Here is a 16,025-nt window from a genome sequence, read left to right on the forward strand (position 1 = left end):
ATATTAATGAGTTTTCATAACTTAGAAAATCATAAAAGCCATATTGAAGAATATGGCTTTGCTGTTATCAATGATGTGTTTTCACAGAAAGAACTTGAAGACATCAATGTTGTGCTGCAAAATATAGACACTTCAAAAGAAAATTTTAGAAAGTCTGAAGACCTTTTTGCCATCAGACAGTTTTTAAAGGAAGTTCCGGAAATCAAAGACCTTGTGTTTAATGAAAACATCAGGAAAGTGATAAAGGAAATCTTTGGAGAAAAATATTTTGTGGTCAAAAGTATCTATTTTGATAAACCTGAAACCTCCAACTGGTATGTGGCCTATCACCAGGATCTGACAATTTCTGTAGATAAAAAGCTGGAATTGGAAAATTTCGGACCATGGACCACCAAACAAAATCAGTTTGCAGTACAGCCTCCGCTCAACGTTTTGGAAAATATCTATACCATCAGAATCCATCTGGATGATACTGATGAGAATAACGGAGCACTGAAAGTAGTTCCAAAATCCCACACAAAAGGCATTTACAGACCGGAAACCATCGACTGGACTGTAGAAACCGAAGAAATCTGCAACGTAGAAAAAGGTGGAATTATGCTGATGAAACCTTTGACGCTTCACGGCTCTAACAGAACAACGAACGGAAAGAAAAGAAGAGTCATTCATATCGAGTTTTCTGATATAGAACTTCCGGAAGTCCTGCAATGGTCGGAAAGAATGAATTGAAAAATAAACCCTTCTTCAAAATTCTGAAGAAGGGTTTATTTTAGTATTAATCACAGGAGATGATTTCACCATACGGCTTGTCTATATTTTCTTTATGATAGGAGAGAAATAGCAGAACTTCTTTTGGATTGGGAGCCCAGAAAGATGTCGGCGTGGAGACTTTCATCTTTGTTTTCAGTATATTTTCGATCATATAATCCTTACTTCCAAAAGTCGTAACAGGAGTAATTTCCTGAATTTTTAATGTATCATCTATTTTTACTTTATAGATAGCAAAAGGCTGTTTAGGCTTGAATCCACTGATTTTTGATAAATCAGATCTATATTCAGTTTGGAATTCATCATAGCAACGGGTAAACTGTAAGCCTATAAATCTGAATGTATTATTATTTAAATAAGTAAAGGCTTTTTCCAGATTTTTCAGCTGCGATTTTTCAGCTTTTGTTGGTTTATTTTCCAGTTTTGATTTTGGAGTACAGGATGAAATGGAATAGGTGTTATTGTATTGGTTTAAAAAGACCAGATATCTTTCATTGGGCAGTACATCAATTTCACAAGCTCCGGAATAGGAATTTCCAATGAGTCCTCTCACATTCATCGTTTTGAATGTTATTTTTCCCTTATACATTTTTTCAATTTCAATATCTGCTTTATAGGTCCTTTGCTCAGTATTTTCGTCATATACTTTCAAAATTTTGATAATACCTACAAATTCAGAATTTTGATAATTGTTTGCTAATGTTTCATATACACATTTACAGGCTGAAACTTTTATGACACATAAAAGTATAAAGGATAGTAATAATAATTTTTTCATATATAATTGTGTTTTTATTTCGCAGAAATTTCATCAATAAAGATATAAGCGTCACCACCTGCTCCCTGGTGCCATTCCGGAAGTTTTCCGAAGTAGTAGGCTTTTACTTTAATATATCGTGCTTCGGTAGGAAGAATTTCTGTAGAAAAGTCTTTAATCTGTACTTTTTCATCTTTAGGATCAATAGTATTGTCAACGGTCTTCAGAAGGACAAAATCTTTTCCGTTCATGGAGGCGTAATATTCTACTTTTTTAGGCATTATAATCCATGCTTTGCTGTCCTGAAGGTAAGTGGAAGATAATGATTTTATGTTCTTAGGGGACTTAAAATCAATGATTGCCTCAAAATTTTGTCCCTGATATCCGTGCCATTCCCCTTTTCTCCAGTTAACATCTCCTCTTATACCGTCAATAAGAGCAAGGTTTCCGGTAGCGCTGTACTGTGGAGTCACTTTTGATAAAATATTAATATCCCAGTAATTAGGTCTTCTGTTGAAGTGAGCTGTGGTTACAGAACTTTTTTCTCCGTTTCTTTCAGCATAAGCCATTACATGAGTGGTTTTGGTGATGGAGAATGGTCCTTTATAAGTAGAGAACGTCTTTCTTTTATTGCTGTCACTTTCATCTATCGTCATGTAGTACACTTTGTCATTGGCATTAAGTGGAGTGATTTCTACCTTGGTAGAAAAATCAAAAATTCTGTCTGCAGCAATTACTGGTGAAGCGGTTTGTTCAGCATATTTAAAATCTTTAGCCGATTTCACATTTTCGAATCCCAGTTTTTTAAGTTCAGCTCTGCCAGTAGTTTTGGTAATTGTTCTGGTAGTACCGTCTTCAAGATGAATTTTAATTTCGTCAAAATAAGGCGTTGTGGTTTCCCATTCCGGTAATCCCGGAGTGACAGAATAAATTCCCATTGAGCTTAAAACATACCATGCACTCATCTGGCCACAGTCTTCATTTCCGATAAGGCCGTCAGGTGTATTTTTATAAAAATTATCAAGGATGTATTTGATTTTTGCATCTGTTTTTTCTGGCTTATCAACGAAATTATATAAATAAGCAATGTGATGGCTTGGTTCATTTCCCTGGGCGTATTGTCCTATCAATCCTGTGATATCCACTTGTTCTCTTCCCGTTGTTTTATCAGGTGCTGTAAAAATAGCATCAATGAACTGTTCAAATTTTTCTTTTCCGCCATGCGCTGCAATAAGCCCCGGAATATCCTGCTGTACAGAATATGAATAATGCCACGAGTTTCCTTCCGTATAATTGTTGTTAACTTCTCTCGGATCAAAAGGCTCATACCAGTTTCCGTTTTTTCTCGGCTGCATAAAGCCTGTTTTTGGATTGTAAAGGTTTTTCCAGTTCTGAGAACGCTTCATGAACTCCTGATAATCTTCTTTTTTGCCTAAAATTTTTGCCATCTGAGCAATACACCAGTCATCATAAGCATATTCTACAGTTTTCGAAACACTTTCATGCTCATCATCTATACTGATATAATTATTCTGTTTATAAGCATTCAATCCAAAAATATCATGCATGGCTGAACCTTTTGCCGCCTGAAATGCCTTCTCGTAATCAAACCCCTGAATTCCTTTAGCCATTGCATCTGCAATGACAGAAACGGAGTGGTAGCCAATCATGCATTCTGTTTCATTGGAAGCCAGTTCCCATACCGGAAGTTTCCCTCCCTGCTCATATTGTTTAATAAAAGTATTGATAAAATCAGCAGTTCTTTTTCTGTCGATTAAAGTCATCAGCGGATGAGCGCCTCTGAAGGTATCCCAAAGTGAAAATACCGTATAATAATCAAAGCCATTAGCGGTATAAAGCTTATTATCTCTGCCTCTGTATCTTCCGTCTACATCCATATTGATGTTGGGTTGTGTGAAAACGTGATAAAGAGCAGTGTAAAAAACGGCCAATTTGTTTTTATCATCAGATTTCACCTCAATTTTTGAAAGCTCTTTGTCCCAGTCAGATTGAGCCTGCTTTCTTACCGCTTCGAAATCTTTCAATTGTCCTTCTGCCAGCATATTCTTTTCTGCTCCTTCGTAGCCTGTAGGAGAAACAGATACTTTTATATCGATCTTTTCTCCTTTTTTAACGGTGGCTGAAAATGCCAGGGCCAGTTTTGTTCCGGTAAAAAGATTGTTTTCCTGCTTTCCGTTAACTTCTTTTTTTGAAATTTTCATAGGCTTTGAAAACTCAATTCTGGCGTAAATATACTGGTTGGTGGCCCATGCTTCACTTCTTCTGAAAACCTCAATGGTTTTATCATCAATAATCTTTACTTCCCCTTCCAGAAGTTTGTCTCTGTGGTTGAGGTCCAGGATAATATTGGCGTTGCCTGCATTGTTGAAAGTATATTCGTGGTAGCCAACTCTTCTGGTAGTAGTAAGGCGGACATCAATATTATTCTTATCTAATTTGACAGCGTAGAATCCTGCTGCTGCTTTCTCATTCTTATGCGAAAACTTTGAAGAATAATCCTTGCTGTTCAGACTGGGATTTCCCATCGTAGGCATCAGCATGATATCTCCATAATCGGAAACTCCCGTTCCGTTCAGATGGGTATGAGAAAAACCATAGATAACAGAATCCGAATAATGATATCCGCTGCATCCGTCCCAGCTTCCATCAATTCTTGTATCGGGAGAAAGCTGTACCATCCCGAATGGAACGATTGCCCCGGGAAAAGTGTGGCCATGTCCTCCGGTTCCTATAAACGGATTAACATATTGGGAATAGCTCTGTGCAGAAATGATCTGAGTAATAAATATAGAAAATGCAATAAGCCCTTTTTTCATGTTCTGATTTTATCAGACGAAGATATTGAAAAACAGTAAAAGTGATGCAATAAAAGATCATTACCGTTTGTCCTGTTAAAAACGATCTCATTCATAGGAAGCCAGAGCTAATTAAAATTACACTTCTCCTTCAAAAAAATGATTGAGATAGGTCTCTTTATCTTTGTCTTCTCTTCCGGAGCCCAGATATTTTTTCCAGGACTGAGATTCATGATAGACAATACCCATTTCCCAGACACAATACGTCGGAAGGTGGGTTTTGTTTCTGTCCCATATTTCAAATTGTCCGGAACCATCATAATACACGCTTTCCCATAATTCGTTTTCATTTCGCCAGGTACAGACCAGTAAAAGATAGTTTTTTCCGCAGCGGTGCATAATGACAAATCCGGGATCATCAATGTTTTTAAAGTTTTCTTCAGCACTTTCAATACACTTTTGAGCATTTTCAATGTCCTGTTGAAAAACTTCTGCAGGATCGTTGGCCAGGTCATACCATTTGAATTTTGTTTTTCCAACGATAAAAATTCCTTTTGGCTGTGCATATTTGGAAGGATAGGAGGTCGTTTTCATATCAATTGCTTTCTGGGGTTGGATGTGGTATCAGAATAAAAAAACAGAATAAGAAATTTTTAACGATCTGATTTATCACCTGATATTATAGATTTTATTGATTCTAAATTACCGAAAAAATGCGTAAATTTGTAAACAATTTATATTTATATGTTGACGAAAGAAAAGGTTCAGGATTTCCTTAAAGAAATAGAAGTAGACGATTTGGTGAATAATCTTCAGATTATGGGTAATGATGTTTATATTGATATGACTGCCCATTCGCCTGCAATGCACGAAAAGAAAAAACTGGAGGCTGCCATGAAACAGGCTTTTGCCAGTGAGTTTGGAGAAGACATTCATTTAAAACTTAAAATCGTTTCTCCGGAGCCTAGTGAAATTCAGCAAAGTCAGATCAAAGGAAAACAAATTCCGGGAATTCAAAATATTATCGCTATTGCTTCCGGTAAAGGAGGAGTAGGGAAGTCTACCGTTTCTGCAAATATGGCAGTAACGCTGGCTAAAATGGGCTTTAAAGTAGGATTACTGGATGCAGATATCTACGGTCCTTCAGTTCCTACCATGTTCGATACAGAGGGACAAAAACCAATTTCTGTAGAAGTGAATGGTAAAAATCTAATGAAGCCTATCGAAAATTATGGAGTAAAAATGCTTTCAATAGGATACTTCTCAGGAGCCAATCAGGCTGTAGTATGGAGAGGTCCTATGGCTTCAAAAGCTTTGAACCAGATGATCAGAGATGCTGCATGGGGAGAGCTGGATTTCCTGCTAATTGACCTTCCTCCGGGAACAGGAGACATACACTTGTCAATTATCCAGGAAGTACCGGTAACAGGAGCGGTAATCGTAAGTACACCTCAGCATGTTGCATTGGCAGACGTAAGAAAAGGAATTGCCATGTTCCAGATGGAAAGTATTAACATTCCTGTGCTTGGTTTGATCGAAAATATGGCGTATTTTACACCGGAAGAACTTCCTGACAATAAATATTATATCTTTGGAAACCAGGGAGCACAATATTTAGCGGAAGATCTTGGAATTCCGGTATTGGGTGAAATTCCACTAATCCAGAGCATCAGAGAAGCAGGTGACGTTGGAAGACCAGCAGCACTTCAGGAAGGATCTAAAATTGCAGATATCTACACAGAAACTGCCAGAAAAATGGTAGAAAGCTTAGTGGAAAGAAATAAAAATCTTCCTCCCACTGAAGCAGTGAAGATTTCCACAATGGCAGGATGCTCGCCAAAAGCAAAATAATAATAATTTCAATAAAATTTGAAGAAACCGAATTGAACTGAAAAAATATGGAAACAAACATAACGCACGAAGATACAGTAACAAGAGTAATGGAAGCTCTGGAAAGCATCAGGCCGTTTTTGAATAAAGACGGTGGTGATATTGAGCTTATTGATGTGAAAGATAATCAGGTGTTTGTGAAACTTTTAGGTAACTGTTCCGGGTGTTCATTGAATTTTTCAACCTTAAAACTGGGTGTTGAAAATACAATCAAACAACATGCTCCGGAAATCGAAAAGGTAATCAACGTAGAGTAAATTATATCTGAGATATTTTTAAAAAGACAGGCTTTTTTTAAGGCCTGTCTTTTTATTTGCATTAATAACAATAAGTTTGGTGAACCAAACCTGACGTGTTTTTAATATGTCAGGTTTATTAATTTCTAGGTATATTTTCACGAAATAAATGAAAATTATAATCCTGCCGGAGGTGCAGCTGCTGCTCCACTATTTAATCCTCCTAAGTTTTGAGACACTGGTGTAAGCGTTTTAAGTACACTATTATTGATAACAAGGCAGTAGATTGTCCATGTTCCATTCACTCCACCTGGAGTAGCCGTGGCTAAATAGTCAGCTGATAAACGCCATGTTCCGGCAGAAGTAAATGCAAACACATTTGCGGGAGCATAAGTAGGAGGTGTTGTTCCTGTATTAGTATTTAAAGAGGTGTTAAAACTATTTCCTACTACTGTCACAGTATAATCTGTGCTGCTTATTTTAGTGTCATAATTAGCAATCCAGTCTCCATTAACGTTAGAAATTGTATAAACAATATAATTTAGCGGTGATGTATTTCCGGTTGATGAAACAGCAATTTTCACTTCTCCTGTTGTGTTGTCTCTCACAAGGGTAGAAACATTAGTTGATGAATTGGAACTTGCAGCAGTCCCAATTCTCACATTACCATTAATATCCAATTTAGTAGTAGGTGCGGAAGTCCCGATTCCTATTCTGTCATTTTGTGTATCTACAGAAAAAGTAGTGCCGTCAATATTAAATTGATTGACACTGGGGGTACTTGCCGTAAAAGATAATGTTTTATTAGTCATGGCGACAGTACGATTTGCTTGTATCGTACCATCTGTATTATATATACTGGTATCGCTGGGAATAGATGTAATTACTTTTTGCCAGATCGTTCCATCAAAATAATAGTAGCCGGGTGTAGTAACATTGTTTGTTTTTACTGTAAGGGTGCCTGTTGTATCTAATACATACACCAATGTACCTGTTTGTGGGGAGTTATAGGCCCCATCTTTAGCAATCAGGTCAGCTCTCGATAATCGGGGAGTAATTAATCCCTCAGCAATAGCAGGAGCTGCGGCTGTCGTTAATGCTTTTACATCAAGAGTAGCAGTGGGAGAGCTCGTATTTATCCCAACTTGTGCAATATAGAAACTGCAAAATAGGCTTAATGGGAGTAGTAATACTTTTTTCATGATTTCTTTGGGTTTTGTGTTTTTTAACTGTAAAATAATTTTACTGTCAAATGTGTAATTATTATACAAAGATACAGATAATATAATAAATTTGGTTAGAATTTTTATCGGAAAAAGGTCACGGGTGAGATACTTTATAAGCAGGAATTTTTAAGGACTGTCTTTTTATTTGTATTAATAGCAAGAAGTTTGGTTCAGCTTGGTGAACCAAACCTGACGGGTTTTTAAAACCCGTCAGGTTTATTAATTAATTTATACTTTAGGTCTAGGATGAGATTTTTCAGATTCCGAAAAATGTTTTTTATTGTTTTACAACCTTATTTCCCACTCCCGTAATAGAAACATCCGGTTTGCCAGATTTTGTTCCTGAAGTTCTGTAGTAAACGGTGTTATCACCACCTTCCATGGATATTTTGTCTATTTTATCAATGTATACTTTGTTACCTGTTCCTGAGATTGTAACTTTTTTTGCACTCCCTTTTACCGTAAGCTTGTTATCACCGCCTTCTACCTCAACAACACCTCCGCTGAGTGTATAAGTGAGTTTATGTCCTACACCTTCTACATGTACCACTTTATTACCTTCTGTTTTTTCTACACCTTTTGTAGATTCTGTTTTTCTGGATTGTGAGAAAGCAGCAGCTGTTCCCAGCAACAGGAAAGTAAGAATTCCTGCGGTTTTAATATTCTTCATGTGAATTGGGTTTTTATTCGGGATAAATATAGATATAAAATGCTTTCTTCCAAGCACTTCAAAAGTTAAATCATCTTAAATAAAAAGTCTTTACACGGTATATTATAGATTCCAATAACAAAAAAAGCCCCGGAAAATCCGAAGCTTTACAATGGAATGGTATGCTGTAATATATATTTACTTTACAATAACTCTCTTGATCTGTCCTTCTGACGTTTTTACCAGATAAACACCGGCAGAAAGCGTAGAAGTATTGATTGTTAAAGCACTCTTTTCTTTCCCGATCAATTTTCCGGACATATCGTACAATTCGTAATCCTGTTTTCTATTGAAATAAAGTATATTTCCTTTGTTGACAGGGTTTGGAAAAACATTGAAGGTTGCCTGTTCAGCTTTTATCCCGCCTGTTCCAAGCGTAGCAGGCGTGGCTACTTCATACATGGATAAAGTTCCGCTGATCTCATTGGCAACAATCACATACCCTTTATTGGTTGTTGTATTTTCAGCGGCAATGTAAATGATTCCTTCAGGACCATTGTCTCCTCCGTATGCTGAGGTAGAACGCGAATGTTTGTAATCTGTAAACGTAGGGTTATTAGGGTCCGTAATATTATAAACCATAACACCTCCGGTTCTTTCCAGTGTGATGAAAGCATACGTCTGTCCGTTGATGTTTCCTAAAGCAACTCCTTCAGGTTCCGGACCTTTGGCGCGGCTTCTGTTTTTAATACCGTTGGATTCGTTATCCGCATTGAAAATCAAAGGATGATAAGCTGAAATATATCTTTCAAACTGATCTCCGCTGTCGTAGACAATCTGTTTAGTATCAGCATTGAAAATAGAGAAAGAACGCGCTCCTAAAGCCGCCATTTCTTCAAACTCCGAATCTCCATCCGTATTTCCTGTAGCAGATGAAATCCTGAATCTGCCAAGATTATAAGCCGCTTTTAAAATACCTGCATTCGGAAACAATACAGGATCTAAAGTATAACTGTTAGCACCTACTGTAGTTCTTTCGCTGAATCCTGAAAGATCTTTTTCATCACCTTCATTAGCGGTTATAATATAATTGGTGCTTCCTATTTTATAATTCTGTACAGCGTCCGGAACATAGTAAGCTTTTACCGGCCAGTTGGCAATTAAAACCTCTCCATTACTATCTGAGGCATCAAAACCGTTACCCGGAAGACTCATGTCTTTTTTGCCCAATCCCCAGATACCTATGATCGTTTTGGTAGCGAGATTAATCTCAGCAATGGCATTGTTTTCCTGAAGGGTGACCCATGCTTTCTGGCTGTCGGCACTGATGGTTACATACTCCGGTTCCAGATCCTGAGAAAGTGTATTATTCGTTCTTACTTTTCTTAACCCCGTAGCGGTTAATGCTGCTACCTGATTATCAAAACTATTAAAATTAAGTGTCGTTACATTACTTTGGGTAAGATTTCCGATACCTCCGGAAATATCAATGATGCTGATGGTGCCTTCAGGGTCAATAGTGTAAGCATCATTAGGCTCTCCTTCATTGGCGGTAACTACTTTTGTTCCGTCAGGGGAGAATGTCACCATATCCGGTAAAGCTCCCACAGTTACCTGCTTCAGGAAATTTCCGTTGATGTCAAAAAATACTACAGATCCATTTTGCTGGGGATCAGTATTGGGAGAGGCGGCTGCAATGATTCCGTTTTTCACAGCGATACTTGTGATACCGCCATAAGGAGCCATATTCACTGTTTTTATGACTGAAGGTATTGAAGGATTACTGAAATCAATAATATCAAATACATCAGTAATCGAACTGATCGTGAATAAGCGTTGTGTTGACGGATCATGAATCACAATTTCCGTAGAACTGTTATTATTTCCTGAAGGATCAAAACTTAGAAGATAATTCAGCTGAATCTGATGGGAAGGAACCGGAGCCTGCTTATCATTATCTACAATATAAACGGTTGCGGAATTGTCTCCTGAAATAGTAGCTCCAACAGGATTTTCAAGGCTTACCACAAAATATTCAGCCTGCTGTTCTGCCACTGTGTCATCAATAATCGGAATATTGACGGTGTAACTCGTTGTAGATGGACTAATGTTAATAGTCTGGTTGGCTAAAGTAAAATCATTGGTATCGGCTGTACTGAAAGAAGCAGGCTTTACAACAAGGTTTACCGCAGAAGCAGAAGGATTGGTAATATTGATTTTAAATGCAAGATTTCCCGCATTTTCATTAACCTTAATAAAATTCTTTTCTAAAGAAACTGTTGTTCCTGCAGTAGTAAAAGTACTCGAAGTAACAGTGGTAATTCCATTATCACTGAAATCTTCCACCACATTGGGCTTAAGCGCTAAATAATAGGTCTGCCCCGGCACAAGTCCGGAAGCAGGAATTACAGTGATGGTATTGTTAGTGAATGTTGTAGTGAAAGGAATTGGGGAACCTGAAGAATTTCCCAGACGGAAATCAATAAGGTTCTGTGCATTGGAATCGTTGATCGCAGAATTATCTGTTAGCCTTATATTTTCGTTAAAAGATAAGGTCGGATTTAAAGCCGTCGAAGCATTATTGGTATTGTGTGCAGGTAAATAAGTAACCGTTGGTGGAGTAGTATCAGGGCCTCCTGCAGGAACGGCATCTACTGTAAAGTTATCAAAACGGTTGTTCCCGCCTGTTCCTCCTCCCGTTGCGGAAAATTCTACCTTTAATTTAAAGTTAGGGTTGTTATTAGCACCCGGTACAGCAGAAAAATCGAGTGTTATCAGCTGGGGATCCGCATCCTGAGGATTCACGGTCTGAAACTGTACAAAAGTAGTTCCGTCTGTGGAATAAGACCAGGTCTGTGTTCCTGCTCCCTGACCGGATCTTCTGGTGGTGAACTTAACAATGATGTTATTATAGCCTGTTGTAGGAAGGTTAAACTGTAAAGCCCCTCCAATCGGATTATTGAATCTTAGATGGGCTCCGGAGCCATCACCGTTTCTTGCATTTAAATTTTGCAGACTAAAATTCTGTCCGGTACCTCCGGCAAAATCAATAACACTCGTTCCTCCTGCTATAGGTGCAAGAGAACCATTTACCATCGTAGAAGTAGGGGTCGTAATTGTGGCTGCAGAAGCATTATCGTTAAAATTCCAGTAATGAATCAGTGTCTGCCCGAAAAGACCGCTCTGAAAGAAGAATGCGGCAATCACAGACCCTTTTAATAGGTAGTTGTTGATCATTTTTTATTTCAATTAGATAAATACAAAAATGAACTTTATACCTTGCAATTATTTTAATGGAACTTTAAGAAATGTTTAAAAAATAGGTTTATTTCCAATAAAAGATAAAAATTATGTGAATAAGAAACTTTATAGTGAAATTATTTTCCTGATTTTCCCGAAAAGTTTAAAATTGTTCCTGATTTATTTCCTTCCAAAGGATGTTTCTGCATATAAAAATATCCTGAAACAGCAGTCACAAGCAAGAGCACAAAAATAACCAGAACAATTCTTTTTAACATGTCTCTCATAGCGCTAAATTTTTAATATCTCTAATTTCTAAAGTAGATGTAGGGTATCCTTTTTGTGTCACCTTGATCATTGCTCTACTCACTTCGTGTAAAGTTAATGATTTTGACTGAAAAAATACAGGAAAAATCCAAATAAAAAGGTTTAAAAAACCATTTTACATTGATTTGACCCTCAACAGGTTTCATAAATCCCGGACGGAAATTATAAGCGCCTCTGAAATTCATTCTTTTCAGATCATTTTCTGTTTTTCCTTTTACACGGGCCCACATCATTTTTCCACTCTCTGTGCTGTCTGTACCTGCCCCGGAAACATAGTTAAAGACCATTTCAGGGTTTTGATTCAAAACTGCTTTTGCAAAATGAAGGGTTGTATCATAAGTGATTTGTGTGTATTCTTCTTCATTCATGCCAATACTGCTGATTCCTGCACAGAAAAAGCAGGCATCATATCCTTTTAGCTTTTCATCATTCAGATCGAGCGAAAGAAAGTCAGGGACGAGATATTCTTTCAGCTTAGGATGCGTTTTCCCGGAGGGTTTTCTGCTTATGCTCAGGATTTCGGAAACATCCGGGTTTTCAAGACATTCCATTAAAACACCTTCGCCTACCATTCCCGTAGCTCCTGTAAGAATTATTTTGATTGGGTTCATTGCTTTGCTATTGATATTGGATATGACGGATAGGGATAGGGTTTTACTTTAAAATTTTGGATAAAAGATAAAAGATAAAAGATAAAAGATAAAAGATAATGTCTTAAATGTCCGGATTCAATAATTCAATAGGGGTGGGCTTTAGCCCGCCTTAAAAAATGAGCCACCTTCTACTGGCTTTGCCCAAAACTTAATAATAGAGATTGCTTCATCACGTATGAACCATGTTTGCAGACCTTCAACCTGTTCGCAATGACATGGAAATATTTTTAAAATAAAAAGCCAGCGCAAAAAATGCGCTGGCCTTCAATATCTTTATAAGCTTTACTTTTTATGTCGCAGCTGACTGTAAATATTATGGATCAATCCGTCTGCTACGGAAATTTTAGGAACAAAGATCTTATTGATATCAGACCATGACATGACATTGTTAAAAATTCCCAGGGCATGTACCAATACATCGGCACGATCCTCTCTAAGGTTGTAGTTGGTCATTCTTTCTTCCACAGAAAGTTCATTGAATTCTTTGTAAACCTTTTTCAGATGAGACAGAGACATTGGTTTTCCATCTTTGGTCTTGCTCATAGAGAATACTTTGTTGATATTTCCACCCGAACCGATGGCAACAATCGGCTTTTTGCTGACAATATTTTTCTTGATTTCCTCCTTCATTTCTTTCCAGTTATCCATCGTAACAAGATTGTTGAGAAGACGGATTGTTCCGATGTTGAAAGATTTTTCGTAAACCATCTTGCCATTTTCGTAGAAGGTCAGTTCTGTAGAACCTCCGCCCACGTCGATATATAAATAGGCGAATTCTTTGTCAAGGCCTTCTGCCACATGATTTTCGTAGATCAGCGTTGCTTCTTCATCACCGGAAATGATTTCAATATCAATTCCGGAGGTATTTTTTACCAGATCGATAATTTCATTACCGTTGGCAGCATCACGCATAGCACTGGTAGCACAGGCTCTGTAGTGGTCTACTTTGTATATTTTCATCAGATCACTGAAGATTTTCATAGAATCAATGACCATTTTTTCTCTTTCCGGACCTATCTTTCCGATGGTAAAAACATCCATTCCCAGTCTCAGAGGAATTCTGAGAAGGTTCAGCTTAATAAATTCAGGCTTTCTGTTATTGATCTTTACCTCATTGATAAGAAGGCGGGCTGCATTACTCCCTATGTCTATCGCTGCTATCTTCATTTCTTGCTTGTTTTAGCTTTTAAATATTTATAGGTTTCTATTTGTGATCGGCATTCTTTTTTATCATTTCTTACGTATTCATTGCTCAGTTTTTTATCTAAAATCCTTGCTTTTACGTTATCTCTAAGCTGGATATCAAGAATATCTTTTAATTCCTTCTTAAGGTTCTTATCAGTGATTTTAGCGGCTGCTTCAATCCTGTAGTCAAGGTTTCTTGTCATCCAGTCTGCGGAAGAAATGTACATGTCTTCAGCCCCTTTATTGTAAAAATACATAACTCTGGCGTGTTCCAGATATTCATCTACAATACTGATGGCTTTTATTTTTTCTTTGAATTCCTTTTGGTTTACGGCACAATAGATACCTCTTACAATCATTCTGGTTACCACTCCGGCTTTAGCAGCTTCATATATTTTTTCAATCAGTGCGCGGTCACTCATTGAGTTTACTTTGACAATGATTTCTGCTCTTCGTCCTGCCTTAGCTTCTTCGATTTCCTTATCGATATGGTGAACAATCTTTTCACGCATAAACTGAGGGCAAACTAATAAATTTTTACAAGTTTTCAAAATGGAAATAAAGTCATCTTTCGGTTTTTTCAACACATTGAAGACTTTATTGATATCTGCCATGATGCCTCGGTCTGCAGTCAGCAACAGATGATCACCATATATTCTGGCTGTTTTTTCGTTGAAATTTCCGGTACTTACGAAGCCATACTGGATTGTTTTATTGTGGGCTCTCTTCTTGATGACACAAAGTTTGGCATGTACTTTTTTGTTAGGAATGCCAACAAGTACGGTAATCCCCTCCGGTTCCAGCATATCTTTCCATTCAAGATTGGATTCTTCATCAAATCTTGCCTGAAGTTCAAGCATTACCGTTACCTCTTTACCATTTCTGGCCGCATAGATCAGGGCATTGATGATTTTTGAGCTGCTGGCAAGGCGGTAAGCGGTAATCTGTATTGATTTTACATCCGGATCCATCGCAGCCTCGCGAAGAAGATCAATCACCGGATTATATTTATGATAAGGGAAAGTAAGGAGAACGTCTTCTTTTAAAATGACATCTGTTACTCTTTCCCCATGCTCAAACGCCTGATGGGTAAAAGAGGTCCTTTCCACAGGTCTTTCATACTTTTCAAATACATCGGGAAAATCCATGAAATGCTTGAAATTATGAATTTTGCCTCCCGGAATGATGCTGTCTTTCTTGGTTAAGTTCAGCTTTCTGATAAGGAGTTCCAGCAGAGCTTTATCCATATCTTTATCAAAAACAAAACGGGTAGGCTTTCCTTTTCTTCTGTTTTTGAGTCCTTTTTCTATTTTTTCTGCAAAGTTGGTTCTGATATCATTATCCAGATCCAGTTCGGCATCTTTTGTTACTTTAAATGCATTGGCTGCAAATTCATCATATCCGAAATAAGAAAATATATGGGGAAGGTTAAAGGTAATCACATCCTCCAGAAGCATTACATTTTTTTCTTCCGGATCTTCCGTTGGCAGCAATACGAATCTTCCTACAAAACGGGACGGAATTTCAATAATGGCATAATTACTGGAATACTGCCAGTCTTTTTTCCTCATGGCTACTCCCAGATAAAGACTTTTGTCACGCAAATAAGGCATAGGAGTATTTTCGTGAAGGAGAATCGGGATCACATTGGATTCTACTACTTCATCGAAATATTGTCTGACAAATTCTTTTTGGTTGGCTGTCAGGTTTTTGGCATTCTTAATGAAAACTTTATGATCAGCCATTTCGGTCTGGATTTTTTTCCAGGTTTTATCGAAATTCAGCTGTTGTCGCATCACAACTTCATTGATTCTCTGAAGGATCTTGGATGGCGGCTGATAAAAAGATTCGGCAATCACTTTTTCCTTAAAATCCATGGCGCGCTTTAATCCGGCAACACGCACTCTGAAAAATTCATCTAAATTGTTGGAGAAGATTCCGAGGAAACGTATTCTTAAATGTAAGGGAACTTTTTCATCCATGGCTTCCTGCAAAACTCTTTCATTAAAGGCAAGCCATGTAATATCTCGGGGATTAAAGTGTATTGACATTCTAAATGTGTATATTTTATCAAAAATAATAATTCACAAAGATTCTGCCTCTATTTCTTAGGTTAAACTTTGATTAATTTTTGAAGATTGAATGTGGAATTCCTTCTATTGATTGGGTCTTCTTGTAAAAGGTCTGGTTATCAGTTGTTTTTGCTATATTTATATCAGGATATTATCAAAAATTTATTCATTATTTGAAAATATTTCCCGGAATTATAAAAACTTTT

General features: G+C 37.3%; 13 protein-coding genes. 3 read left to right on the top strand and 10 right to left on the bottom strand.

Translation table 11 applies throughout. The annotated features are described in order from the left end of the window. Nucleotides 1–6 precede the first annotated feature (6 nt). On the top strand, nucleotides 7–729 hold the full coding sequence (locus tag LIV57_RS13845) for a phytanoyl-CoA dioxygenase family protein (RefSeq protein WP_227943027.1): 723 nt from the start codon (nucleotides 7–9) through the stop codon (nucleotides 727–729). Nucleotides 730–775: 46 nt separating this feature from the next. Here LIV57_RS13845 and LIV57_RS13850 read toward each other — a convergent pair whose 3' ends face one another. The 3 genes from LIV57_RS13850 to LIV57_RS13860 form a co-directional block, all read right to left on the bottom strand. Next, entirely contained in the window at nucleotides 776–1,546 is a 771-nt protein-coding gene (locus LIV57_RS13850; RefSeq protein WP_227943028.1) for a hypothetical protein, read from the bottom strand. Nucleotides 1,547–1,560: 14 nt separating this feature from the next. Next, a complete protein-coding gene (locus tag LIV57_RS13855; RefSeq protein ID WP_227943029.1) occupies nucleotides 1,561–4,362 on the bottom strand; it encodes a GH92 family glycosyl hydrolase in 2,802 nt (933 codons plus the stop codon). Nucleotides 4,363–4,479: 117 nt separating this feature from the next. Continuing rightward, entirely contained in the window at nucleotides 4,480–4,935 is a 456-nt protein-coding gene (locus tag LIV57_RS13860; RefSeq protein WP_227943030.1) for a hypothetical protein, read from the bottom strand. A 150-nt stretch (nucleotides 4,936–5,085) separates the two neighbouring features. Here LIV57_RS13860 and LIV57_RS13865 point away from each other — a divergent pair, with 150 nt between their 5' ends. Further along, a complete protein-coding gene (locus tag LIV57_RS13865) occupies nucleotides 5,086–6,192 on the top strand; it encodes an Mrp/NBP35 family ATP-binding protein (protein ID WP_227943031.1) in 1,107 nt (368 codons plus the stop codon). 47 nt (nucleotides 6,193–6,239) lie between these two features. Continuing rightward, a complete protein-coding gene (locus LIV57_RS13870) occupies nucleotides 6,240–6,488 on the top strand; it encodes a NifU family protein (protein WP_002977212.1) in 249 nt (82 codons plus the stop codon). 155 nt (nucleotides 6,489–6,643) lie between these two features. Here the strand turns inward: LIV57_RS13870 and LIV57_RS13875 are convergent, their stop codons facing one another. The 7 genes from LIV57_RS13875 to ppk1 all read right to left on the bottom strand — a co-directional run bounded on the left by LIV57_RS13875 (nucleotide 6,644) and on the right by ppk1 (nucleotide 15,798). After that, nucleotides 6,644–7,738: a hypothetical protein gene (locus LIV57_RS13875; RefSeq protein ID WP_227943032.1), complete on the bottom strand. Its 1,095-nt coding sequence runs from the start codon at nucleotides 7,736–7,738 to the stop codon at nucleotides 6,644–6,646. A 232-nt stretch (nucleotides 7,739–7,970) separates the two neighbouring features. Beyond that, entirely contained in the window at nucleotides 7,971–8,363 is a 393-nt protein-coding gene (locus LIV57_RS13880; protein WP_227943033.1) for a DUF3060 domain-containing protein, read from the bottom strand. Nucleotides 8,364–8,540: 177 nt separating this feature from the next. Next, complete coding sequence (locus LIV57_RS13885) at nucleotides 8,541–11,579, bottom strand: choice-of-anchor I family protein (RefSeq protein ID WP_227943034.1); 3,039 nt, start codon at nucleotides 11,577–11,579, stop codon at nucleotides 8,541–8,543. A 140-nt stretch (nucleotides 11,580–11,719) separates the two neighbouring features. Beyond that, a complete protein-coding gene (locus LIV57_RS13890; protein ID WP_156106575.1) occupies nucleotides 11,720–11,869 on the bottom strand; it encodes a hypothetical protein in 150 nt (49 codons plus the stop codon). A 75-nt stretch (nucleotides 11,870–11,944) separates the two neighbouring features. Continuing rightward, a complete protein-coding gene (locus LIV57_RS13895; protein ID WP_227943035.1) occupies nucleotides 11,945–12,520 on the bottom strand; it encodes an NAD-dependent epimerase/dehydratase family protein in 576 nt (191 codons plus the stop codon). A 324-nt stretch (nucleotides 12,521–12,844) separates the two neighbouring features. Next, nucleotides 12,845–13,729: an exopolyphosphatase gene (locus LIV57_RS13900; protein WP_227943036.1), complete on the bottom strand. Its 885-nt coding sequence runs from the start codon at nucleotides 13,727–13,729 to the stop codon at nucleotides 12,845–12,847. After that, nucleotides 13,726–15,798, bottom strand: coding sequence for a polyphosphate kinase 1 (ppk1, locus tag LIV57_RS13905; protein WP_227943037.1), 2,073 nt, complete (start codon nucleotides 15,796–15,798; stop codon nucleotides 13,726–13,728). Before ppk1 ends, LIV57_RS13900 begins: the two co-directional genes overlap by 4 nt. Between the last annotated feature and the right edge of the window lie 227 nt (nucleotides 15,799–16,025).

The organism is Chryseobacterium sp. X308 (assembly GCF_020733145.1).
GTDB classification, from domain to species: Bacteria; Bacteroidota; Bacteroidia; order Flavobacteriales; family Weeksellaceae; genus Chryseobacterium; species Chryseobacterium cupriresistens.